This is a genomic window from Pseudomonas sp. SGAir0191 (genome assembly GCF_002812565.2).
In the GTDB taxonomy this organism is placed as follows: domain Bacteria; phylum Pseudomonadota; class Gammaproteobacteria; order Pseudomonadales; family Pseudomonadaceae; genus Aquipseudomonas; species Aquipseudomonas parafulva_B.
Genome location: NZ_CP025035.2, coordinates 2,914,553 through 2,938,137 on the forward strand (window position 1 = coordinate 2,914,553; position 23,585 = coordinate 2,938,137).

The 23,585-nt window shown below is 55.9% G+C and carries 23 protein-coding genes and 1 pseudogene; 16 read left to right on the forward strand and 8 right to left on the reverse strand.

The window, feature by feature from the left end:
- Window positions 1-11 precede the first annotated feature (11 nt).
- From CWR53_RS13080 to csrA, 6 genes and pseudogenes are all read left to right on the forward strand, one after another.
- Window positions 12-1,088 (forward strand): nitronate monooxygenase family protein, encoded by a 1,077-nt coding sequence (locus CWR53_RS13080; protein ID WP_100851779.1) that lies wholly within the window; start codon window positions 12-14, stop codon window positions 1,086-1,088.
- Between the two features lie 107 nt (window positions 1,089-1,195).
- The gene (modA, locus tag CWR53_RS13085) at window positions 1,196-1,948 is read left to right on the forward strand and encodes a molybdate ABC transporter substrate-binding protein (RefSeq protein WP_100851780.1); all 753 of its coding nucleotides are present in this window, start codon (window positions 1,196-1,198) and stop codon (window positions 1,946-1,948) included.
- Window positions 1,948-2,628, forward strand: a complete 681-nt coding sequence (modB, locus tag CWR53_RS13090) for a molybdate ABC transporter permease subunit (protein ID WP_100851781.1) — start codon at window positions 1,948-1,950, stop codon at window positions 2,626-2,628. The genes modA and modB overlap by 1 nt, the downstream gene beginning before the upstream one ends.
- A gap of 1 nt (window position 2,629) precedes the next feature.
- Window positions 2,630-3,720: pseudogene (modC, locus tag CWR53_RS13095) on the forward strand (molybdenum ABC transporter ATP-binding protein).
- A gap of 71 nt (window positions 3,721-3,791) precedes the next feature.
- Complete coding sequence (locus CWR53_RS13100) at window positions 3,792-4,814, forward strand: DNA topoisomerase IB (protein ID WP_058603374.1); 1,023 nt, start codon at window positions 3,792-3,794, stop codon at window positions 4,812-4,814.
- Window positions 4,815-5,068: 254 nt separating this feature from the next.
- A complete protein-coding gene (gene csrA / locus CWR53_RS13105) occupies window positions 5,069-5,251 on the forward strand; it encodes a carbon storage regulator CsrA (RefSeq protein WP_058603375.1) in 183 nt (60 codons plus the stop codon).
- 50 nt (window positions 5,252-5,301) lie between these two features.
- Here the strand turns inward: csrA and CWR53_RS13110 are convergent, their stop codons facing one another.
- The 4 genes from CWR53_RS13110 to CWR53_RS13125 all read right to left on the reverse strand — a co-directional run bounded on the left by CWR53_RS13110 (window position 5,302) and on the right by CWR53_RS13125 (window position 9,202).
- Window positions 5,302-5,655, reverse strand: a complete 354-nt coding sequence (locus CWR53_RS13110; RefSeq protein WP_058603376.1) for a response regulator — start codon at window positions 5,653-5,655, stop codon at window positions 5,302-5,304.
- 11 nt (window positions 5,656-5,666) lie between these two features.
- A complete protein-coding gene (locus CWR53_RS13115; RefSeq protein WP_058603377.1) occupies window positions 5,667-7,112 on the reverse strand; it encodes an ATPase domain-containing protein in 1,446 nt (481 codons plus the stop codon).
- Between the two features lie 10 nt (window positions 7,113-7,122).
- On the reverse strand, window positions 7,123-8,277 hold the full coding sequence (locus CWR53_RS13120; RefSeq protein ID WP_100851783.1) for a nitrogen regulation protein NR(II): 1,155 nt from the start codon (window positions 8,275-8,277) through the stop codon (window positions 7,123-7,125).
- Between the two features lie 709 nt (window positions 8,278-8,986).
- A complete protein-coding gene (locus CWR53_RS13125; RefSeq protein WP_088512355.1) occupies window positions 8,987-9,202 on the reverse strand; it encodes a helix-turn-helix domain-containing protein in 216 nt (71 codons plus the stop codon).
- Window positions 9,203-10,376: 1,174 nt separating this feature from the next.
- Here CWR53_RS13125 and CWR53_RS13130 point away from each other — a divergent pair.
- Both CWR53_RS13130 and CWR53_RS13140 read left to right on the forward strand, forming a co-directional pair.
- Window positions 10,377-10,628 carry a hypothetical protein gene (locus CWR53_RS13130; RefSeq protein ID WP_258313153.1) on the forward strand — a complete coding sequence of 84 codons (252 nt, stop codon included), beginning with the start codon at window positions 10,377-10,379 and terminating at the stop codon, window positions 10,626-10,628.
- A gap of 1,508 nt (window positions 10,629-12,136) precedes the next feature.
- Entirely contained in the window at window positions 12,137-12,901 is a 765-nt protein-coding gene (locus CWR53_RS13140) for an NAD-dependent deacetylase (protein ID WP_375335466.1), read from the forward strand.
- 116 nt (window positions 12,902-13,017) lie between these two features.
- On the opposite strand, the gene CWR53_RS13145 is transcribed toward CWR53_RS13140, so the two are convergent.
- Window positions 13,018-13,344: a hypothetical protein gene (locus CWR53_RS13145; RefSeq protein ID WP_100852644.1), complete on the reverse strand. Its 327-nt coding sequence runs from the start codon at window positions 13,342-13,344 to the stop codon at window positions 13,018-13,020.
- A gap of 70 nt (window positions 13,345-13,414) precedes the next feature.
- On the reverse strand, window positions 13,415-13,687 hold the full coding sequence (locus CWR53_RS13150; RefSeq protein WP_258313154.1) for a hypothetical protein: 273 nt from the start codon (window positions 13,685-13,687) through the stop codon (window positions 13,415-13,417).
- A 47-nt stretch (window positions 13,688-13,734) separates the two neighbouring features.
- Here CWR53_RS13150 and CWR53_RS13155 point away from each other — a divergent pair, with 47 nt between their 5' ends.
- The 7 genes from CWR53_RS13155 to CWR53_RS13190 all read left to right on the forward strand — a co-directional run bounded on the left by CWR53_RS13155 (window position 13,735) and on the right by CWR53_RS13190 (window position 19,813).
- Complete coding sequence (locus tag CWR53_RS13155; protein WP_181405428.1) at window positions 13,735-14,067, forward strand: hypothetical protein; 333 nt, start codon at window positions 13,735-13,737, stop codon at window positions 14,065-14,067.
- 254 nt (window positions 14,068-14,321) lie between these two features.
- The gene (locus CWR53_RS13160) at window positions 14,322-15,329 is read left to right on the forward strand and encodes a metallophosphoesterase (RefSeq protein ID WP_100851784.1); all 1,008 of its coding nucleotides are present in this window, start codon (window positions 14,322-14,324) and stop codon (window positions 15,327-15,329) included.
- A 30-nt stretch (window positions 15,330-15,359) separates the two neighbouring features.
- On the forward strand, window positions 15,360-16,004 hold the full coding sequence (locus tag CWR53_RS13165) for a 3'-5' exonuclease (RefSeq protein ID WP_100851785.1): 645 nt from the start codon (window positions 15,360-15,362) through the stop codon (window positions 16,002-16,004).
- Window positions 16,005-16,797: 793 nt separating this feature from the next.
- Entirely contained in the window at window positions 16,798-17,691 is an 894-nt protein-coding gene (locus tag CWR53_RS13175) for a hypothetical protein (RefSeq protein ID WP_181405429.1), read from the forward strand.
- A 209-nt stretch (window positions 17,692-17,900) separates the two neighbouring features.
- Window positions 17,901-18,167, forward strand: coding sequence for a hypothetical protein (locus tag CWR53_RS13180; RefSeq protein WP_100851789.1), 267 nt, complete (start codon window positions 17,901-17,903; stop codon window positions 18,165-18,167).
- A gap of 94 nt (window positions 18,168-18,261) precedes the next feature.
- Window positions 18,262-18,819: a restriction endonuclease gene (locus tag CWR53_RS13185; protein WP_100851790.1), complete on the forward strand. Its 558-nt coding sequence runs from the start codon at window positions 18,262-18,264 to the stop codon at window positions 18,817-18,819.
- Window positions 18,820-19,375: 556 nt separating this feature from the next.
- Window positions 19,376-19,813, forward strand: a complete 438-nt coding sequence (locus CWR53_RS13190; protein WP_100852647.1) for a hypothetical protein — start codon at window positions 19,376-19,378, stop codon at window positions 19,811-19,813.
- Window positions 19,814-19,842: 29 nt separating this feature from the next.
- Here CWR53_RS13190 and CWR53_RS13195 read toward each other — a convergent pair whose 3' ends face one another.
- Both CWR53_RS13195 and CWR53_RS13200 read right to left on the reverse strand, forming a co-directional pair.
- Complete coding sequence (locus CWR53_RS13195) at window positions 19,843-20,958, reverse strand: hypothetical protein (RefSeq protein WP_100851792.1); 1,116 nt, start codon at window positions 20,956-20,958, stop codon at window positions 19,843-19,845.
- 77 nt (window positions 20,959-21,035) lie between these two features.
- On the reverse strand, window positions 21,036-21,404 hold the full coding sequence (locus CWR53_RS13200; RefSeq protein WP_100851793.1) for a histone-like nucleoid-structuring protein, MvaT/MvaU family: 369 nt from the start codon (window positions 21,402-21,404) through the stop codon (window positions 21,036-21,038).
- Window positions 21,405-22,131: 727 nt separating this feature from the next.
- Between CWR53_RS13200 and CWR53_RS13205 the strand changes: the two genes are divergently transcribed.
- Window positions 22,132-23,565: an ABC-three component system protein gene (locus tag CWR53_RS13205; RefSeq protein WP_100851794.1), complete on the forward strand. Its 1,434-nt coding sequence runs from the start codon at window positions 22,132-22,134 to the stop codon at window positions 23,563-23,565.
- Window positions 23,566-23,585: the final 20 nt, after the last annotated feature.

Genomic DNA, 23,585 nt, shown 5'->3' on the forward strand with positions numbered 1-23,585 from the left:
AGGAGCGTTGCATGAGTCAGTGGCCCGATCGCCGTATTCTCGATTTGCTGGGTATCGAAAGGCCCATCCTTCAAGCGCCGATGGCTGGGGCATCGGGCACGGCGATGGCCATTGCGGTAAGCCAGGCCGGTGGTCTTGGCGCCCTGCCTTGCGCCATGCTCACCCACCATCAGGTACGCGAGCACATCGCAGCCTTTCGAGCCGCCAGCCCTGGCCGCGCCCTGAACCTGAACTTCTTCTGCCACCAGGTACCGGCTTGCGATGCCGACGCCCTGACCGCTTGGAAGCAGACGCTTGAACCCTACTATCGAGCATTGGGGGCTGATTTCGAAGCTCCTGCACCGGTGTCCAACCGCGCCCCTTTCGACGAACAGAGCTGTCAGCTGGTTGAGGAACTGCGCCCTGAAGTGGTGAGTTTCCACTTCGGCCTGCCCCAGGCTGACCTGCTGCGCAGGGTCAAAGCCAGTGGGGCGCGAGTACTGTCCAGTGCCACCACCGTTGAAGAGGCACGCTGGCTGCAGGACCGTGGCTGCGATGCGATCATCGCCATGGGTTATGAGGCTGGCGGGCATCGCGGCATGTTCCTCAGTGAAGACATCACCACTCAAATCGGTACGCTTGCGCTGGTGCCACAGGTGGCCGATGCCGTCGATGTGCCGGTGATCGCGGCCGGTGGTATTGGCGATCACCGTGGTCTGCTGGCCGCCTTGGCACTGGGCGCGTCTGCAGTGCAGATCGGCACGGCGTACCTGTTCTGTCCCGAGGCCAACGTGTCGTCATTTCACCGACAGGCGCTGGACAGTGCGTCGGCCAGCGACACAGCCCTGACCAACCTGTTCACTGGCCGCCCGGCCCGCGGCATCAATAATCGCCTGATGCGCGATCTGGGCCCCATGAGCGCGCAGGCACCGCGGTTTCCACTGGCAGGTGGCGCGTTGATGCCGTTGCGGGCAATCACTGAGGCTCAAGGCGACAGTGACTTCAGCAACCTTTGGGCAGGCCAGGCACTGCGCCTTGGCCGGCACATGTCCGCTGCAGACCTGACCCGTGACATTGCAGACAAAGCACTGGTTCGACTAAGCCGCTAGCTGGACCGCTCGAAACTTGCTCCAACCTCTATTCAACAAAAACAGCTGCAGGCAACCGGCGAAGCGCTATATAGTCAGGCATATAACGAAAACCAGGAGCTGTCCCAATGCGTTCTCGCCTGCCCTATCTAGCCGCCCTCGCCAGCCTGATCATGCTGAACACCGCCTGGGCCGACGAGGTCCAGGTGGCTGTCGCCGCCAACTTCACCGCGCCAATCCAGGCCATCGCCAAGGATTTCGAGAAGGACACCGGCCATACGTTGATCGCAGCCTACGGCGCTACCGGGCAGTTCTATGCCCAGATCAAGAACGGTGCCCCCTTCGAAGTGTTCCTGGCAGCAGACGACAGCACCCCGGCCAAGCTCGAGCAAGAGAACGCCATCGTGCCGGGCTCACGCTTTACCTACGCCGTCGGGACACTGGCCCTGTGGTCGGCCCAGCCTGGGTATGTGGATGACAAGGGCGCGGTCTTGCGTGGCAATGCCTACAAGCACCTCTCACTCGCCAATCCAAAGACCGCGCCCTATGGCCTGGCGGCCACCCAAGTGCTGGAAAAGCTCAAGTTGACCGAGGCGACGCGCGCCAAATGGGTCGAGGGTCAAAATATCACCCAAGCCTTCCAGTTCGTATCTACCGGTAATGCAGAGCTGGGCTTCGTGGCGCTGTCGCAGATCTTCAAGGATGGCAAGGTACAGAGTGGTTCGGCCTGGATCGTCCCGGCTTCCTTGCACGACCCCATCCGCCAGGACGCAGTGATCCTGGAAAAAGGCAAGGACAACCCGGCTGCCAAGGCCCTGGTGGACTACCTCAAGGGCCCCAAGGCAGCTGCGGTGATCAAAGCCTACGGCTATGAAATCTGATGCCGCTCGATGCCAGTGACCTTGGCGCCATCTGGCTTACCCTGAAGCTGGCCAGCCTGACCACACTGATCCTGTTGATCGTGGGCACACCCATCGCCTGGTGGCTGGCACGCACTCGGTCATGGCTTCGCGGCCCGATAGGTGCCATCGTTGCCCTGCCTCTGGTGCTGCCGCCTACGGTGATCGGGTTCTACCTGCTGATTGCACTAGGCCCGCATGGCTGGCTTGGCCAAGGGATTGCGGCACTGGGCCTGGGCAGCGTGGTGTTCAGTTTCTCGGGGCTTGTAATCGGCTCGGTGATCTACTCGATGCCCTTTGTGGTCCAGCCGTTGCAAAACGCTTTCTCCGCCATTGGCAAACGCCCCATGGAAGTGGCAGCCACGCTGCGCGCCGGGCCCTGGGACAGTTTCGTGCATGTGGCGCTACCACTGGCCCGTCCTGGCTTCATTACTGCCAGCATCCTGGGTTTTGCCCACACCGTAGGCGAGTTTGGTGTCGTGCTGATGATCGGTGGCAACATTCCCGACAAGACCCGCGTGGTGTCCGTGCAGATTTTCGACCACGTCGAGGCGATGGCCTACACCCAGGCTCACTGGCTCGCAGGCGCCATGCTGGTGTTCTCTTTCCTGGTGCTGCTGTTGCTGTACGCAGGCAAACGCGGTAATACGGGCTGGAACTGACATGACGCACTCGATCGTGGCACGCCTGAAACTGGCACGCGACGCTTTCACGCTGGACGTCGACCTGCAACTGCCAGGTCGCGGTATCAGCGCCTTGTTCGGGCACTCCGGGTCGGGCAAAACCAGTTGCCTGCGCTGCCTGGCCGGTTTGGAGCGCCCTGGTCAGGCGTATGTGCAAGTCAATGGCGAGGTCTGGGAGGACACCGCTCGCGGCGTCTTTCTACCGCCCCACCGGCGCCCGGTGGGCTACGTCTTCCAGGAACCCAGCCTGTTTGCACACCTGAGCGTACGTGGCAACCTGGAGTTCGGCTGGCGCCGTGTCCCGTCGAGCCAGCGCAAGGTAAGCCTGGAACATGCCAGCGAGCTGCTGGGCATCAGTCACCTGCTGGCGCGCCGACCTTCGACGTTATCGGGGGCGAGGCGCAACGCGTCGGGATTGCCCGTGCGCTGCTCAGCAGCCCCAGGCTGCTGCTGATGGATGAGCCCCTGGCCGCTCTTGACGAGCCCCGCAAGCGCGAAATCCTGCCTTACCTCGAGCGCCTGCACGAGGAGTTGGACGTGCCCGTGGTCTATGTCAGCCATGCCCAAGACGAAGTGGCACGCCTGGCGGACCATGTGGTGCTGCTGGAGCACGGACGTGTGGTGGCAAGCGGTCCGGTTGCGCCTATCTTGGCCCGTCTGGACTTGTCGCTGGCCCAGGGCGAAGACGCCGGTGTGGTGCTCGAAGGCCAGGTGACAGGGCACGACCCGCACTACGATCTGCTTGAGCTGCGCCTGCCTGGTAACAAAGGGCTCGTATTACGTTTCGCACACCCCATGCGCGCCCTGGGCAGCGCCTTGCGGGTCAAGGTCCATGCGCGCGACGTGAGCTTGGCGCTCACCGCTGACGGCACCTCAAGTATCCTCAACCGAGTGCACGTTCAGGTACGCGACACCCACGCTGCCGACAACCCAGCCCATCTGTTGGTCAGCCTGGATGCCGACGGTAGCATCCTGCTCGCGCGTATTACCCGTTTCTCGGCGGACCAGCTTGGGGTGCACCCCGGCCAGCGCCTGTATGCACAGATCAAATCGGTAGCATTGTTGAGCTAACGCGCAGAAATGGAGCAACGGCCAAGCGGCTGTTGTCCATTGATCAGTGACTTGATCGAGGCCTGCCGCCCATGCTCGACTGCCCGCTTCCCGAAACGCTGCATTACGTCGACGACAGCCAGCCCGGCTTGACTCGCCGCCGCTGGCGCGACCGCTTCATCTACCAGGACGCCAACGGTGAACGGGTACGCGACCCTGAAACACTGGCACGTATCGCTGCACTGGTAATCCCACCGGCCTATACCGATGTCTGGATATGCGCCGACCCGCAAGGGCACCTGCAGGCCACTGGCCGCGATGCCCGTGGCCGCAAACAGTACCGCTATCATGCCCAGTGGCGTGAAACCCGTGACCAGCACAAGTACGGCCGCATGCTCGCCTTCGCCCAGGCGTTGCCAAAGCTGCGCTCACAACTGGAAGCCCACTTGTCTCGACCGGGCCTTGACCGTGAAAAGGTCATGGCCCTGGTGGTCAGCCTGCTGGACCATACCCTCATCCGCATTGGCAACCAGCGCTATATGCGCGACAACAAGTCCTACGGGCTGACAACCCTGCGTAATCGACATGTAGAGGTCAAGGGCAGTACCATCCGCTTTCAGTTCCGCGGCAAGCGTGGTGTCGAACACGATGTAACGCTGCGCGACCGACGCCTGGCGGCCTTGCTCAAGCGTTGCATGGAACTGCCCGGCCAGGCACTGTTCCAGTATCTGGATGCCGATGGCCAGCGTCACAGCATTGGTTCGAGCGACATCAATCAGTTTCTGCAACAGCTGACTGGCGCCGACTTCACGGCCAAGGACTACCGTACCTGGGCCGGCAGCAGCCTTGCGCTGGACCTGCTCAGGCCCTTGGCCTGGGAGCCGGAAACCGAGGCCAAACGCCAGGTCGCTGCCATCGTCAAGCAAGTCGCCTCGCGCCTTGGCAACACCCCTGCGGTATGCCGACGCTGCTATATCCACCCAGCGGTACTGGAGCACTACACGCTCGGGCGCCTGGCTGCCTTGCCCAAGAGCCGAGTACGCAAGGGGCTGGACCCTGAAGAGGTCGCTTTATTGGTCTTTCTCAAGGCATTGGAACAGCAGGCCGCACATTGAGCGCGTCTATCCAACCGATGATGCAAAGGTATTTCCCATTGAACGACGCCATCACTATCCTTCAACACAGAGCACCTTGTCCTACAAAGCCTTCATGGAACGCCTGCTTGTCCGCTTCCCCTTTGCTTGCCATAGATTTTGACATTCTGGGAATTACTAGGCCTGCGAAGCGTCTTTAATGAGAAGGAAAAGGGATAGGCTCCCACCGCCAGGGCACATGGCCTGCGGACTTTTTTATCACCAAGGAGAAGTACATGCTGATACTCACCCGTAAGGTTGGCGAGAGCATCGTCATCAACGACGACATCAAAGTCACCATTCTGGGCGTCAAAGGGATGCAGGTGAGGATAGGCATCGACGCACCCAAGGATGTTCAAGTGCACCGCGAGGAGATTTTCAAACGCATCCAGGCCGGCAGCCCGGCCCCTGAAAAGTAAGACGACTGACACTGGTCATTCAAGCGGGCAGCAGGGATGCGCCCAAAGCCTCAGCCACTCAGTAGGCCACGCACCTTCGCAATCATCTCGCCCATGTCGAATGGCTTGTCGAACACTGCTGCGAATAATGTCGGGCATCCCTCACTGGCCTGGGCGCCGCTCATGAGAATAACTGGCAGCGTTCGCAGTGCAGGGTCTGCTCGCATGGCACGGACCAATTCCTGGCCGTTGAGCACGGGCATCATGTAGTCGGTGATAACCAACTGCACCTGCACGCGGCTGAGTATTTCTAGCGCCTTCTGGCCGTTACTCGCCTTTTCGATCGCATACCCTTCATCCTCCAGGGCAAACCCCAGGATGTCGGCTATCAGGTATTCGTCGTCGACGATCAGCACAGTCTTCATATAACAGAAACCTAACGGCTCCCTTGCGGCACGGCTGTGCCAGAAAGAGCCCCACTGGTGCCTTCAAACGCTTTGCGCAGCGTGATCCCAGACGATGCGATCACAAGCTCATGCAAAGACGCGTCGTGAGCACTGTCGCGCGCTTTGAGGATTGAAAGCATCCGGCGCAAGGTGCCGTCATGCTCCACGAATCGCATCAGCACCAGATTGTCGACGATGCTGGACAAGTCGGGCGCCGGTGCGCTGATTTCCGCACCGAAGATGTCACGCATTTCCCAAGTCAGCATCACACTCACCTGGCGAGCGCGCAGCTCCCCGGTCAGTGCGCGAAAGAAGGCGTTCAGACGCCCGGGTTCCGTGGCCAAGCGGCTCAACGCGCCCAGGCTGTCGATCAGTACTCGCTTGGCGCCGGTTGCCTGTACCTGTTCGATCAAGCGCGCACCCAACTGGTCCAGCAGCACCTGCGTACTAGGCTCCCAGCACAGTGTCAGGCTCTGGGCCTGCTCCATGGCCGCAAAGTCGTACCCCAGTAAAGCTGCCTTGCTATGCAGGCGATCGGGTGACTCGTAGAAGCCGAAGTGAAGGCCGGGGGCCTGGGGTGTGCTGGCCGCCAGAAACGCCATGCCCAGCGAAGTCTTGCCAATGCCCGAGGGACCCATCAGCAGCGTGACCGATGCGGCGGATAGACCGCCATCGAGCATGTCGTCGAGTGTCGATACACCGCTGCTGACCCGTGAAGCAGCTACATTCCCAGGCGCAATGGGCTTGGCTAACAACGATTCCAGACGTGGAAACACTGTCACACCGGTATCGTCGATCAGGCACTCGTGGCGCCCGGACAAGGCGCCACTGCCACGGGTCTTGCGCAATTGAATCGTGCGAACGGCGCGGCTACCTATCATCTGCTCGCCCAGTTCGATGACGCCGTCGACCATCGTGTGCTCAGGGCTGCCTTCCTCGAGCCGCGCGCTGGTCAACAACAGTGCGGTGCAGCCGGCAAAGGCCGCATGACCTTGCAATGCCGACACGAATTTTTTGGTATCGATCGATGTTTCGGCGTGCACGCGAGCATTGAGTACGCCATCGACGATCAGCAAGCTGGCCTTGTGTCGACTGATCTCCTGCCTGAGCAGCCGGACAACGGCATCAAGGCCGTCCTGTTCCAGGGTGTCGAAGGCGCTGATGACTTGAATCTGGTCGCCGACCATTGACGGGTCGAAGAAGTCCAGCGTGCCCAAGTACTGAAACAACCGCTCATGGGTTTCACTGAGCAAGGTTGCCACCAGCGCCCGCCCCCCCTTGCGCACATGCTCGCACGCCAGTTGGTTGGCCAGGATAGTCTTGCCTGCGCCAGGTGGGCCCTGCACGATGTACGACGCCCCCGCCACCAATCCGCCCTTGAGCAGGGCATCGAGCCCATCGATACCAGTCAGCAATCGCTTGAGTGTCTGAGTCATGCTGCGCCCCTTACGGCTCGATACCTGGCTGGCTTGAATGGACGGGCAAATAAAGCCGCATGCGGGTGCCGCCCCCCAACTCGCTGTGCACGCTCACGGCACCGCCACTTTGCCTGGCAAATCCGTGCACCTGGCTCAGGCCCAGGCCGGTACCCTTGCCGAAGGGCTTGGTGGTGAAGAAGGGTTCGAAAATACGTGGCAGCACATCCGCCGCGATGCCCTCGCCGCTGTCTTGCACGTCGAAGCAGACGAAGCGGCCATGTAGGCCGTCAACCTCACCTGTGAGTAACACTGCTTCGACGGTCAGGGCAATGTGGCCTTCCTCGGCAATGGCATCCCGAGCATTGAACAGCAAGTTGAGCAGCACCATTTGCAACTGACCAGCATCCACTTCGATGTTGGGTAGATCGGGTTGCACTCGCGTATCCAATGTGATCGAACTGGGCAGTGCATGAACAAGCAAGCCATGGGTTGCGTCGATCAATTTGGCCGGCTCGATACAGGTCACCTCAAGCTTGCGATGACGGGCAAAGCTGAGCAGTTGACGGGTCAGGTCAGTGCCGCGTTGGCCAGCTTCCAGAATATTGTGCAGCATGCGCTGAGCGCGTTCTGGGTCGGGAGCGGCAAGGGCCAAGCGCGCAGAACTAAGAATGATGGTCAGCAGGTTGTTGAAATCATGTGCCAGGCCCCCGGCCAGCTGACCCAGCGCTTCGAGCTTCTGGGCTTCGAATAATTGCGCTCTGACAGCGTCCAGCTGCATCGCCGACTCGCGCCGATCGGTAATGTCCCGCGTCACCTTGGCAAGCCCGACGATCTGGCCTTGATCATCGCGCACCACATCGAGGGCCACCAGTGCCCAGAAGCGCGTGCCGTCTTTGCGCTGGCGCCACCCTTCATGCCGCGACACGCCGTGTTCAAGCGCTTGACGCAGCAATTGCTCCGGTTTGCCTTCGGCGCAGTCTTCAGGCGTGAAGAACAGAGAAAAATGACGCCCCACCACTTCATCGGCGCTATAGCCCTTGATTCTCTGTGCGCCAGCATTCCACGAGGCGATATGACCGGTGGTGTCCAGCATGTAGATGGCATAGTCCACCACGGACTGGACCAATTGCTCGTAACGATGAGCAGGCATTTCTGAATTGACCTGGCAATCAGTTGAAACCATGCGAGCTCCACCGGCACGGCAGGTAAACATAATCCAAACGACTAGATCTCAGACCTTGACACACGCTGTTCACCGTCGTTGCGCAGTCGTCAGCCCGACCATCACATCCAGTGACTTGGCTAACATTGGGCCAAGCTCATGACACTGTCAATCGGCTACTCGTGATGGGATCTGATGTGCGGAATACGGCAGCCAAGGTTGACTCTGCTATAACGGTGGGTTATAAAGCCGCCTTGATTGCACAGCCCTTCTGTCTGAAGCGAGCCGGCCACCCGTGGCCCTTTCAAGCGTGCGAGTGTGGTGGAATTGGTATACACAGCAGACTTAAAATCTGCTGACTGTCAACACCTTTTCTGTCATTCCATCACACCTTCATAAGCAGCTGTAGGCCACGTCCCACGAAGCTTCTAGCGTTTGCCCTTATTCCCTAAATCCTTCAGTATCTTTGGTCTTTTTGAGAGCTTGGTAGCGATTTGGTAGCCGGTACTCAAAATTAAGCTCAGCTCTCGTAAGCTTTCCTCAGCTCTCGTAAGCCCAAAGCGCCTCCTCTTTGAAAAACATCATATTTTTTTAAAATATTTTGCATCATCCTATCGGCTACCAAACCCGCTTTGCAGGCACAAAAAAACCCAGATCGATCTGGGCTTCTTGCTAGCCAGGGCATCGTGCCAAGGCCTTTATGAGCATCATGCTCGCAGCTCGGCAGCGGTCAGCAACTGGAAGGACAATACATAGTTTTGGAAAATGCCACGACATCTTGGGTACGATAATAAATACGACGAGACACATGCTTTAATGCAGGAATTTCTGTCGCGTGCTTATTAGTATATCGCCAGAACCTCAAGGTTTCCTTTGACACACCAAGGGCGTCCGCAGTCTCGTGCACGTCGAGAAACTCTTTAGCCAACTTATCAGCCGCAATCATAAAAACCTCTCAAAATATTCGCTTCCATTGGAGCACCCCTCCCTAGGTGTCAATTAAAGCTAAATGTTTGAGCATCTAAACGTCAAGGCACGAGAGACACATTTTCAAAGGGTGTCTCAGCAGCATACTCACTTATAGGCCTGAAACCCCAGCAAACACAGATGGGTATGCCAGACGCATACCTTAATGCAGCTAATAGACAACCTGCCGAAAGGTGGAAGAGACCGGCGCGAGCTGGGTGCTCAAGGATTGATCATCATCGCAATGGAACACCCCGCACCAACTCTACGACTACAAAATTGCAACCGCACACCATCCGCTTCAAGTAAATACAGCGACGCCGCCTTTACCAGCATTAGCTACCACTCGGTTGTTAGCGACCTGTACGGGCATGCGCCAAGCACTGGAAACTCAACAATTTAACGGTATATCTTCCGCGTACTTTTTTTTAAAAAATGAGTACCTTTTTTTGAGGTCAAAATCAAGCCAGCGCCTACGGCGCTGAAAAAAGCGATGCGCCTACGGCGCTCAAAAGCAAGCCACGCTCACGCGCATGCGCGTGAGGTGAAGTAGCGAGCAAAGGGGCGAGGCAAGGGAGGCATTCAGATCTGAGCTATCAGCATCTATCTCAAACAGCAGAATTCACGATCTCAAAATGGCATCAAAAAATTTGCAAAATAAGAGATCCCTGCTTTTTTTTGCTAACAAAATAATAGAGCTCCGTTTTTGAAAAATGATTTCAAGGGGGGGATGAAAAAAAATTTCATGAGGGCTTCAGAACGAGCGGATCAAAGCAAATCCATTCACCGTCCAAAAATATACTAACGGTTGATGCCAAACTATACTGATGGTTTATTTACGACGCGAAATCCGGCTCATTTGCCAAAAAACCAATATCGACGCGCGTTTTTCCTGATTTACTGTGCTAAAGTCACACCATCGTGAAACCATATCAACGTATCGTTAACTCAACGACAAAGTGACTTCCGTGCAATCTAAAAATTCTTCTCAGCCTCGAGACCCAGAAATCAGATCAGCCTTTCAAATTGGTATGCCGATCAATGTGCTCGCTGTGCACCTGCAACCGCTTCGATACTACCCGGTTCCCTGACTCAAACTGGCTTTAGCCACCCTAGGTCTTATGCCATAAGCCCTCTTCTGGTAAGTGATTGGTATGAGTATGCTGAAAATTCTTGATCGAATCTGGAACTGGGCTTTCCCGGACAACAGATCTGAAACTGAGAAAGCCAAGGAGCGGGAGTTCATTCAAGCTGTCAATCAGCTCAAGACGCTCCGCACTACGGCCCGAGGTGGGATGGCTATCGATCCGGAGGAAATTCGCGATCAGGTACTGCAGAGTCGCGAAGCCTATCAAGATTTCGTCTCACCGCTGCATCGCAAAAAATTGCTAAAATCCGACGCCTAGACCAGCCTAATCTGACCTGTCCCCGTAAGGGTATACGGATAATATGGGCCGCCTCCCCTTATTGAATCGGGGTAAGGCGCCCTATCGATCACAGGCTGCTCTGTGGCGTTCAAGGTGAGTCATTTCCTGGTGCCATTCTGAAAGAAATTTCAACCAATCACTCAGATAAGCGCCTTCAGCTACTCGGGTCGAACCTCGGCTCGCGCACTCGAATCGCTCCCGCCACGGCTGGGGGATGTTTTCATCTCGGACTATGGCTATGCCAATAGGATGCGGCTCCGAGGGTACAAGATTTAAAACCTCATCAGCGTCCAGGGCCTGCCGGTAGATGGGCGAGGATTGCTCTTGGTGCTCAATGTCGTCCAGGACTTGGATTACAGCCTCAGCCCGTGGATCGCCAGGTATCAAGTGAGCGAGTGCCCAGAGTGCCTTCCGCCTTGCAACCTCAAGAAGATGGAGGTCGCCATCAGCAGCACTGCTGTGAAGCGTTTCTTGGACATCTCGGCTCATAAATCCTCGGACTCGTTTCCACTCTGCACTCTGAGCGCGCCCCTCTCGGGTACAGCTGTCGTGAACCAAGCCGCTCACCTACGGTGGCGTCATGGCCCGCTGGGCTTCCATCTTCGCGCCTGCGCGCTCCGCTTGCCGAAGGTGTGCAGTTCGAACTGCTGAAGCCTACCTTTACACCTCACAATAGCTCGGTGGCCAGAACATCCGGGCGAGGTACTCGTGGTTGTATGCTCCCACATGCGCCAGATTGCCTAGAAATGGTCGTTGTAACGTACTTTTGGGAATGTAACAGCGACGACGTTACATTCCAAAAAACGCGTTACATACGCTAGGTTCACGAGAGGGATGATCATGACCTTACGTTGTTTCCGGAGGCTCACCTACCAAGCTGTGAGCTGATGCTTTCTCAAAGAACCGGCAGATCATCGCTATTCATAATGATCCCATTTGGGGACATTAACCCATCAAACCGCCATTAATGCTCCATTTTGGGAACATTACGCGAGACGTTGCGTCTTTGCTCAAACGCGGCAGAGCTTTGCAGAAAGCTTGCCGGCAAGCAGACTAGAAATTTGATAGTCGACTGTTCTTTGGGGGATTGAATGGAGCTGGTCATGAGCAAGAGCCAAGCTCGGCGCCGCTGGCGTAGGATCATGAAGCTCGTCCAGCAAGGCGAGTCGTTCGTGATCACCAGACTCGGCAAGCCAGTATGTAAGGTTTGTCCACCTGATTAAGCATTGGAGCACATTTGTACTCCTTCGGAGAACGGGCCGCCCAGGCCTTTCGGTAGCTACGACCTAGCCGAGGTTGATACGAAGTCGTTTTACCGATAGGGTTGCTGCGTATGTGTCTGGCACCAACGCCTACACCCTGAGGAAAAGAACTCTTCACTGGCACGCCGAAAGCCCGCCAGGAAGAGTCAGAGACCCCGAGCGACACCCCTGAACCGCCGTTTGGCGGTTTTTTTCTGCCTCACGCTACGTTCCCGGAGGGATGTCATGACAATGGACGCTGCTGCACTCCACCTTCGAGGCGCGCAAAGCGTAGTAGTGTTTACCGGGGCGGGCGCATCAGCTGAGAGCGGGATCCCGACCTTCAGGGATGCTTTGACTGGACTTTGGGAACGATTCGATCCCGCTCAGTTAGCGACCCCTGGAGCTTATCGTGCAGACCCTTCCCTCTGTTGGGGCTGGTACGAGTGGCGACGTCGAAAAGTAGCTCTAGCGCAGCCAAATGGTGCTCACTATGCGATAGCTGAGCTCGCCAGGCGTGTGCCTAAGCTGACAGTCGTCACGCAAAACGTCGATGATTTACATGAGCGTGGTGGAAGTCATGAGGTGATCCATTTGCACGGCAGCCTAAACTCCCCCAGGTGTATCGACTGCGGGCTAACCCATACGCTTGCCCTCCCCTTGGATACCCTTCCCGAAGGTGGGGTTCGGCTGGAGCCGCCGCGATGCAGCAGGTGCAATGGGTTTATTCGTCCGGGGATAGTCTGGTTTGGAGAGATGTTGCCTGAGCAAGCTTGGAGCGAAGCCCTGGAGGCAGTAGAGGATTGCGATTTCTTACTATCGGTGGGGACTTCAGGGATAGTCTACCCAGCAGCCGAGCTTCCGCTTCGCGCCTTGGGGAATGGCGCAACAGTCGTCCACGTCAATCCGGTGCTGTTCGATGTCTGCAGCCAGGAGCACTTCTTGGAAGGGCCGGCATCACAATTGGTGCCAGCTCTGCTCCGCTGCGCGTTCCCTGGCGTGGGGCACTAGCTCCAGTCTTCTTCACGCATGATGGTCATCAGAAGCTCCCAGGCTGTTCGATATGTCCCCAGACGGTAGCTCAGCTTCGCGCCCCTTTAATACGACGCGGCTCGCTAAGCCTTGCTCTACCCAGAGGTGGTCAGCAAGGCGAACCATTCAGCGTAGGGAGTGTTGGTAACCTTGCGGCGGTTGTAGTCCGGGCTGCCATCAGTCCACCAAACCGCTCCGCGCTCCCCGAGCGCTACCTTGGCGGCATGGACACTTGCCCTGGCCCGTTGCAGTGCTGACGCGTCGTCTTCTGCTTTGGCTTGCTTAACGGCGCGACGAGCTCGCATGAGGTCGCTGATCAGTGCTTGTCTGGTGGCCTCAGAGAGACTTGGGTTAGCGCAGCGCCACAGCGTCTCTTTGACGACGAAATATCGACCGTCGGGGGTCTGGGGATGCTTCGGCATGGTGGCCTCGTCGGGTACTCCCATGCGGGTACGACCGTGGCTTTCCCTGGCCGGTTCGATATGCTGCCACCTACAGGTCAAACCTGCCCGATGCTTCGTTTGAAAGCGGGTGGGATTCTTGCGTCTGCTCGACCAGAATGAGGAGCTCCTCCCTTCGGGCTTCATCTATAACTCCAGCATGGAGGATGGCGGCGATGTATCCGGTCGCGAGTCCAAAACGATACGTCACTTCATCCGCGCTTCTCGAGGAGCTGATGTCCTGGATGCGTGTGAGTGCCTTTTCTATCAGGCGAGTCTCATTCAATCGTTCGTCAACTGATGCCATGGTGTCTTCCCTGTGCATGGAGGGTAGTATCCTCGGGTGAACGACCGAGGGAGTTGGATCCTCATATGACACTAGACGATATCGGTAACGAGGCCCTTGGGAAGCTTACGGCACGCGAGGTTTGCCAGGTGCTACGTGAAGTCGTCCTTGGGCGTCGACGTATGACAAAGCCGGGCGCACAGACTTGGGACGAGGTCTACGCCTGCCTCTTTGATGTGGATGTGGAGGGATGGCGCATCTCGATTTACAACGACTGCGATGAGCTGGATTACTGCGAGCAAGCGGTGAGCCCCGATGGGCAGCAATGGGATTTCGACCCTGGTGCTCGTACAGATCCGATTGCGCTGCTATCGACCTGGGAGCATCAGAGCTTGGAGCGAATGTTAAAAGCGCTCTAGAAGCTCTCAGGCGCGCCCCGTTGGGAACGGCTGTCGTAAACCAAGCCACTGTGTGGCTCGGCCCTTCGGGCTTCCATCCTCGCGTCTCCGACCCTCCTGGTCTGCGCGCTCCGCTTGCCGCTCGCGGGTCATGAGCATCACCTCGTTTGAGGTCGTTTCCTCACCATCGGCGTCTAGTCAACAGCCCATATGCGTATCACCATCAGGTAGAATATTGCGGTCTTCCAGCCCGATTTCTGGAGCGTTCGTAGCTCATGCCCCATCTGCTTAAACTCCCGCAGAATCACGCTGGCCGCGACTTTGTCGTGGGTGACATCCACTTTAAAACCAGAGAGCTTCATAAGGGGCTGCAGGCTCTCAGCTTTGATAAGTCTGTCGACCGGCTGATAGCTGTGGGAGATCTCATAGACCGAGGTTCAGGCATGCTCGATGGACTGAAGCTATTGGGCGAACCGTGGTTCTTCACCGTGAAGGGTAACCACGAGCAGATGCTCATCGACGCCTATCGAGCTAACCCACATCTCCCCTACTCCGCTCATGGCGCCCGGTGGTGGCTCACGATTGATGACGAGTCCAAGCCCATGATCATCGACAAGCTGGATAGCCTGCCCATGGCTATCGAGGTAGAGACATCTAGGGGCGTGGTCGGAGTGGTTCACGCTGATGTGCCCGTGGGGCTGGCCTGGAATGACTTCACCCAGAGCCTCGATAACCCACAGATTCAGGATGTCGCGTTGTGGGGGCGCGAGAGGATCAAGAAGCATCATCGCGGCGGTGTTCCAGGTGCCTGGCGTGTCTGTGTCGGGCACACCTGGATTCCGCATTCTCTGCGCCTCGGGAATGTCCTTGCCCTAGATATCACTGGCGGAGGGGATGGCCCCCTGGCTATCTATTCGCTGCGGGAAGACGTCGTTTACGTCGATGGTAAAGCCTCGGGGCTCGACCAGGCAGAGCGCCTCGGTGAGCAACTGGAAGAGCTTGAGCAGTCGTTCATCTCACTGAAAACCCTGGCGCACGCCAACAAGCTCATTGAGACCCAGATCGCGAGCCGTGAGGCTCAGGCCCGTGCCCAGCAGATCACTTCGACCTACCTTATTCTGGCTGAGGATATCGCCGGTATGCAGCAGTTGCTTAATGCCCTTCACGGGTTGAGCCTGCTGTCTGGGGAGCGGCGCTCTGCCAAGCTTGAAGAGCTGCAGGGACGGTTCGCAGGTACGCCTATGGGCGAGTTGCTCATTCGGCTCTTCGACTCTGCTTCGTAATGAACGAAGGCCCTCCGAGAAGGAAGAAACATGCAGATCAGAAAAACACAGCACCTCCAGGCGCTCCGCGAGCTGCTGGCAGGCACCCGATATCTCCTTTGCGTAGATCTCGAAGCCACGTGCGATGAGTATCCTGCAGGTCTGACAGATGAGCAAAAGCAGGAACACAAACTGGCTGTGCATCGTGACGACATGGAAACTATTGAAGTCGGAGCAGTGGTTCTAGATCTGCATCGGGATTGCAAAATCGTCAGCGATTTCATGAGCTTCGTGCGCCCGGTGCTTAATCCGGTTCTCACCGATTTCTGTAAGAGACTGACCACGATTGAACAGGTGGACGTCGACGGCGCCAGTACATACGCCGAGGTACGTCACCAGCTGGATGATTACCTGGCGTCGTTCAAGGCCGAAGGAATCATGTGGTGCTCATGGGGTGATTACGATGCCAAGCAGTTGGCAGTGGATGCAGTGCGGAATAGCTGCGAACCCATGCTGGCCGACCTCAGACACACCAATGCTAAGAAATGGCACTGGAAAATCCTGAACTGCCCTGCAATGGCTCTCCGGCCCGCCGTTGAGGACTGGGGCCTCGAGTGGTCTGGTCGGTACCACAGAGGGATCGACGACGCTCGCAACCTAGGCGCGCTGATGGGTGAGATTCTGCGTGCGGGCTGATCAGGCTGGCCGCTGACGCTAGTGCCTACTAGGTGTGAAGCCGCCGAGGGCGCGGAGCTGATAGTCCGTAACCGCTTGGAACTGGTGCTCGGCAATCATCCGTAAGCGATCCAACTCCACACCTGTGATCCCAGCTGCTTCAGCTTCGTGATACCGCCTCAAGGCATTCACGGCCTCGACGTACATCGGGTCATCCGGCATTAAGACATTGCTGAGATTCTTACGCTTCATAGTCATTTCGCTGCCAACGGGAATTGCTGGCTGAAGTCGATGACAACGACTTGAAGCTTTTCGCTGGCAGTGTCATCGGGCTCCCAAGGGAACCAACTGAGCGACTCGTAGCCCATGATCTGGCCTTCCCGCACGACGTCTGGGTAGCACGCTACAGCGTCCTCTAATGCTGAGCAATCAGACCTGGGAATCAGAACTGGGAGGTCAGGATCGTACTGGCGCAGCTGCTCAATCAACTCACCAACGTTCAAATTGATGCCCTCTAATTAATGGCCTGTCGGAGGCCGATGACAACGTCATCCAAGGTATACGCCCATTTGTGAGCGTCAAGGTCTCTACCCCCTTCTACTGGACAGCTCAGAGATCGAAGTGATAGCTTTGGCGACCGATGTTTCTGGATCGGGCGGTCGGCTCGCGAAGGCCTCAGTGCCACAGGTTTAATACACCCTTCTTCACGCACGCATTTCGACAATAGTCAGCGGGCAGCCGACGCCTCGACGTTATTGGAGAACTGCCAATGCGCGTACCAGTACATCCGAACGACCTCCTCCGTAACACTGGCTTGAAAAAGATCGCCAAAGATTTGCAAAAGCAGTGGTGCGGCTCAAGCCCCCTCGCCTACACATCAGCCCTGGAGCTTCTTGCCAAAGGACTTGGTTACAAGGACTACCAGGATCTCGCAGCTTCCGCGACTGAGCAGATGCCAGCAGATACCTTCCCAAGTCAGTCTGCAGTGCAGCAGGCACTGATGCTCGCCATTAAAACAGCTATGACACCCAGCGACTGGTTTGCCTCAGACCAGGCTGCAATGACGCAGATAGTAGAGTCGCTACGCTTTCGCGCCCTCTCAGCCTTCAAGGTACCGCTTAGCGTTTTCCAGCCGCCACGTCATGGTGAACCGTCCATTGGGTCGGATATGCCGGTCTTGAGGGATCGAATGGCGAAGTCAGCACAACAGCTCTCCTCTCAGTTGCTAACTGATGAAGAACTCGAAGCTCTCAGTAGGGTCATCACGGCCACGGAGAGCCTGCGTGACCAGGCACTGATGAGCTGCATAATGGCCGGCCTTCGAATGGCGGAGTATCGAAGTGCGAGGCCCTGCGACTTTTCGGAGGATGATGAGCGAGCTCTGTATGTTTCGCGGGGTGTCAAAAAGGCCCGAGCCATTTTCCCCGAACAATACTGGGCACCGGTGCGCCAGTACATCATCAGCGCGAATCTGGCAGAGAACGCCCTTCTGTTCCAATCCAAAAGAATCCCAGACATTTCTATGTCGCCTCTGACACTTAAACAACTGTGCGAAGCTTGGGCGCACGAAGCTGGCATTGATCCTGCGAGAGTCAGTCCACTCACGATTCGTATGTCCGTAAGGTGGAGCGCGACTATGGAGATGGCCAGCGTGGGTAATCCGCTTCCAATCGTGGCAAAACGAATGGCCATCTGTCTGTATCGATGACAACGCGTTACGTGGCCGGTACCTTGGAGACCAAGCGAAGCGAGTAAGGTGTGACGATCAGGGTGCGAGCGACGGTGACTAAGACAGCAATTTTTGATGCGTTCGCAACGGTTGTGCGGATAGGCCGAAGAACGAACCCATACCGCCAATTGCTGCGGGAATGCATCAAGCAAGGCCGGCGCCCTCACTCTGGTCATGCACACGTCATCATGACGCTGAACCTGGAGCTGCATGAGCTCGCCGAGCACCTCGGCTTCCGGTTTTCAGAACCTCGGCGGGTCGAAATCGAGTCCGCTCTGCAGGCCGAGCTCAACTCCATCGAGGCATATCCCAATGTAATTGAGGCGGTCGCCATGCTCCGGGAGCGTGGCGTTGCTCTCGGGATCTGCAGCAGTCTCGCCAAGCCCTATGGCGCGGCGCTGAAGCGGCTTTTCCCAAGCATGGACGCTTATGCATTGCTATCCATTCTCCAATAAGCCAGACGCTATCTGCCAAACTACCGGAGCATCCGGTCAGGGACACCCCACCAGCAGCCAGCTGGACGGGTAATTTTCAGTTTAAGGACAACACATGTTTCCACCCATGGCGAACGGTAACCTTGAGGTCACTCCGACCGAATTTGAACACTTGGTCAAACGCTGGCTTCTCAACCAGGGCGGTGAGCTAAGCTCCCTCGAAGTGACTCATAATGCCAAAGTCGAGACTTACGACTCGACATATCAAATTGACGTCTTGGCAAAATTTAGAGCATTCGCCGGCGCAGAATTCACAGTGCTTATTGAATGCAAAAAGTACCGGGGAGCCATCGAACGCGAGCTAGTTCAGGTACTGCACGACAAGGTTAGATCTATTGGTGCTCAGAAAGGGATGCTTTTCGCGACATCGGGTTTTCAATCCGGAGCGATCAAGTACGCCAAAGCACACGGCATTGCGTTGGTTTCGATTATCGACGGCGAAGCCATGTACCAAACTCGCTCTGCTTTCCCTGTACCGAAATCGGCAGGGCGGCCAAATCTTCCGCAATTCGCGCTCTACCACGTCTGCGAAAATGACGCAGGGAACATTTCGATGAGCTCGCTTGGAAGGGGAAACAACGAGCTGGCTGAAGTGCTGGGAAATTCGGCTTAACCGCTAATTGGCGAGCCGTTGCCCCGATAAACTCAGGGCACGGCCTCCATATGGGAGGTGGAGGCTCTCCTACTGCGGATGGCAGACTTGGGCCATCCGCCGCCATCAGCCAGAGCTTACTTGTAGGACTGCTACTGGAACGATTTGAATTAGCTTGTTAAAGGGCACGGGCCTACAACCCGACCTGGTTCTCCAAGCGAGCTATGCGCATGAGCCGCGTTAGCTGGTCGGCGGGCATTCTCTCAAGCAATCCAGCCACAAGGTGTTGAGCGTGCCGGCTGTAGAGAGTCACCCGCTTCGGAAAGTCCTCTCGAAACGGCACGACTGCGCCTACTTCGACCTGGGCAATTTTCAATAAATTAATTAGCACAGGGCCTGCCTCGTCTTCGTCGATGTACTCGACTGTAGGCCTGGCAGGAGGCCCTGCTTTTTGCCACAGTTCGACGATGAGCCGATGGAGATCGGCTTGCCCAAAATGATCCAGGGCGGCCTTCCAGAGCATGGCCTCTTCGGAAATATCGATACGGTTACCACTCATGAGACAGGAATCACCAACATGAAGCTCTACCTAGATTGTGAGTTCTCTCAGCTATCGCCGACAGCAAAGCTGATCTCGCTTGCCCTTGTTGCTGAGGATGGGCGCGAAGTCTACGTGGAATTGCTGGACAGTTGGAGCATTGAAGACTGCAGCGACTTCGTAATTGAGATTGTGCTTCCGCAGCTCTGGGGCGGGGCCTACGCCATGCCGGTGCTGGCCGCACGGGACGCACTCCTTGCATTCCTTGGAGGGTTCACGGAAATGGTGGAGATTGTCACCGACGCTCCAGAATACGATTGGGAGCTCTTCTGTGAGCTGGTCTATTCAGACGGGCACTGGCCTGGCAATGTGCGGAATTGGCCTACGGATGCGACCAAGCTGGACGCGATCAACGATGGTGCTCCCCTCCCCCATCATGCGCTGCTGGATGCGCGGATCATCGCTAGCATGTTCTGAGAGTTGGGCCTCGATTTCGCATCTGGCCATCACCTCACACGAGCATAGGTCTTACCGGATATGACGCTGACGATCTGCTGATGACTCGCCCCTGTCCGCTCAGCAATTTCACCTGGTTGGTAGTGACCTGCCAGTTCGCGAATCGCAGCAATCTGAGCCACGGACAGTCGATCTGAGCGACTGCATATCTGAGCGGCAGCCCATGCCTCGTCCTGCCACCTTTCACCCAAGCTCATCGGAGGGAGCCTCTTACCCTGGTGGTTGCTCAACCATTCGCCCAGGGCTCCTTCTCGCTCATCGGGAGAAACGATTTCTCCTTTTCGGACTATCGAGTGCTCCCGCAGATACCTCAGGCCTGCCTTTCCACCTGGGATCATGTTGAGCCGGCGCAGGTCGTCCCAATGCCCATCAATCAAATCCTTTTCGGAGTCGTAGAGCGCCTCAAGGTCGTCGGTGATCCCCATCAGTTTATGGTGGACGTAAGTGATCTGGCTCGCAGCCCTCTCCTCCCGAAATTTTCGGTGAAACGCCAGCTTGCTCCCGTTTTCAACGGCGCGCATGTGCTCGGCCCATCGGGTCTGCCAGCGTCGTTTGGTGATACCAACGTAGAAGTAGCCGTCATCAGGATAGGAGTTTCCCATCCCAAAAATATGCTGGTATAGCGCGTAGGCCTTATCCGGCCATTGCTTGGGCGCAAGCAGGTAATGAGCTGGAATGGAGAACAAGGTACTCGGGGATTTGACACCATGAACATGCCCTGTCAGCTGCATCTTCAATGCGCCCATGATCAACGCCTCATCGGTGACAACATCCAGCCGTATCCAGGGAATAACTGGAATTTCGTTCTCTACGAGGGGCCGCCCCGACTCAAACTGATCAGGCCCGACGAACCTGTGGCCGACTTTTAGAGAGCTCTGTGGAGCGATGAAAATCGGACGGTTTCCAAGAGCAACAAGGTGCACAACTGGGAGGGCGTCTCCTGGTAGAAGTCTAAGCATATGTCCCGGTTGACGAGCGCTCTTCAACCAGTGCTGGCCGTAGGCCGTGGTGCACCAGTTCGATATGAGCTTTTCCACCTCGCCTAACCGGCGATGCATCGATTTAGGTGCCAGGTGTTGCCACCACACGCGGTTCAGCTTAACCATCGATGACACCTTCTACGATGCCTGTGGAAACGATGGAAGATGCAGCGGGACTGATTTCCCGCTGTCACCTCTTCAGGTTAACGAGCCAGCCAGCTCTCGACAGTGTCGTTACCGTACTCGGCTTTCCACTCCTTCAGCAGCTTGTGGTTGCCGCCTTTGGTTTCGATGATTTCGCCGTTATGCGGGTTCTTGTACTGCTTGACCTGACGGGCGCGGCGCGGCGACTTTTCAGCCACTACAGGAGCAGTTGCACGACGGTTCGCCTGCGGATCCAGAATGTTCACAATGTCGCGAAGGCTATAACCGTACTCGGCCAGCAAGCCACGCAGTTTGGTCTCAAACTGAATTTCGGCTTGCAACTCAGAGCTGCCTTTCAAGGCTTCAAGTTCTGCGAGTTGAGCCGCGAGCTGCTGCTCTAATTGACGAAATTCTGCAAGACGTGACATAGACGGTTCCTCACTACTCAATAAAATAGATGGTCTCACTTTAAAGCATTTTGGTGATGCAGATTTAAAATTTTGGATGCTGCACTGAGCTGCATACCTCACCGACGGCAAACGGCTATGCGTAATCGTGACCACACCGTACCGCGCTTAGTACATACCGCGCCTCGCCCTGGGCACATTCGATTTCTTGGAGCACCTGAGGATCGAAGTGGTGCCGTCGATCCGCTCCATGCCGGCCAAGTTCCATGCAGATGACAGACACATTCACGTGGCCATCTCCCGACCCAGAAACCGTTTGTAGATGGCGGGAAGCATCCGCTACATCCGCAGCAAAAGACCGCCGGCTCTGACAGCGCTCGGAGGTAGGCCAGTGATTTCCTAAGTCGGATGCATACTCTCGCGAAAGACGGGCTCTTAGCGGAGACCGGGTTGATACTCCATACCCATGGTTCGATGGGTGCTTGGAGCTAGGCGGTTGGCTCTGTAGTCAAGCTCTCCAATCCCTGAATTGCTGATATCCCGGCTTTTGAGAGCTCTAGGTTATGCAGGGCCTGTCGAGTAGCTCTATTTGCCACAGCAGCTGTGCCTCCAAATTCCTTCTCACGAAGCATGGCATTGTGCCACACGAGTGTCCTAGTATTGGGCTTCGCGTAGGGAGGCGCTAAAGCACATGGATTCGTAGCTCCGCCCGCGCCCCGTTCTGACATTGGTGCCGGAGAATTTATTAATGGCTTTCGATGCCTCACCCTCCTGGAGTGGTTTCAATTACCAGGGGAAAATAGCCCTATACTATGCTTTAGCTCTGATTAACAAAGAAGCTGCCGACGCAGATCTCTCAGCATTTAGCCTTATGCTTGAGTCAACAGAAGATTTTGAAATCAGGAAAAATGATAAGTCTATTTCCATTCATCAAGTGAAGGCTTACAACAAGAGCACATTTGAGAAATACTCAAACGCACTAATCGAAATCACTCTTGAACTTTACAAACAGCCAGCCGTTTCGGGCTTCGTCCACACTTGGAAGCCCATCAACAACAGACCTCACTTTACTTCTTTGATCGACTCTCTAAAAAATGACATAACCCTAATTTGTAATGAGTATAAAGCTAGCGCTGATAAAAAAACCACGATCATAGGGAAAGCGGCTTCAGACTCGAAAAAAATCTCAAAAACATCGGCAATTTTACGCTATGCATTTCCCACGAAAACAGCAGATCAACTGCACACCCTTCTGGAGGAAATTCTAATCGGGAAAAATGATGCCCTTAACAGAGTTGCGAGCTACGAGTACGAAGATAATAAAAAATACTGCGACCTCGACGAAATCAACAAGAAAATAAAACATCAAATCAGCCTTGCCTTTCAGACTCGCAAAAAAATCATTACCGACGATCATCTTGACAAGGCCTTTCACCATTACCTTGGCATAATTGACAGGCACATCATCGAGCGCCACAAGAACAAAGCCAACACAAACAAACTTTCGATAAGCATCAATTCGCTCAATCTGGTATTGGAGAGCGACCTCGAAGATATTAGCAAGGACTATCTAGCCTTCAGGTTCAAGGAAAGGTTTTCATATCAAATCGATCAGTATATGAGCGACGAGGTAGATTACCCTGACACGGACAATGATCAACCTTGCAATCTGCAGGCTGCATGCTCGATTTTATTAGCACTACACCCTCGTGAACTCTGGGAGCATTATCGTAGTTTTTCGCCCCATTTGATTCTCGATGATTCTAGCAACACAAATAATGCTTTCGCGTATAACGATGAAGGTATACGCCTGTACCTCCTCAAGATTCTACACAGCGTGAACATTTCCAGCTCTGCACCAAACGCGGCCCGCTATCAATTCACATACCGCTCTAGCACACCGCCATTCCAGAACTTCCTCCCAACCACCTTTACCAATAATGGACGGTTTGATTTAACTTCAAAACAGATGCACTCAAACCCCTGCTTGCCCGAGCTCTTATACGAAATTGAAAATTTGATTCATTGCGGAGAAACAGATCATGTTTTCTACCCAGATTCTGAAAAAAACACTGAAGCACCACCGGACATCGATGCTGATCAACGCTTAAAAAGAATCGAGAATCTTAAAAGCATCAGCATTGTCCCACTTAGCAAAGCCAAGATTGAGCTAGCCAAATGATAAACCTCATAAACAACATC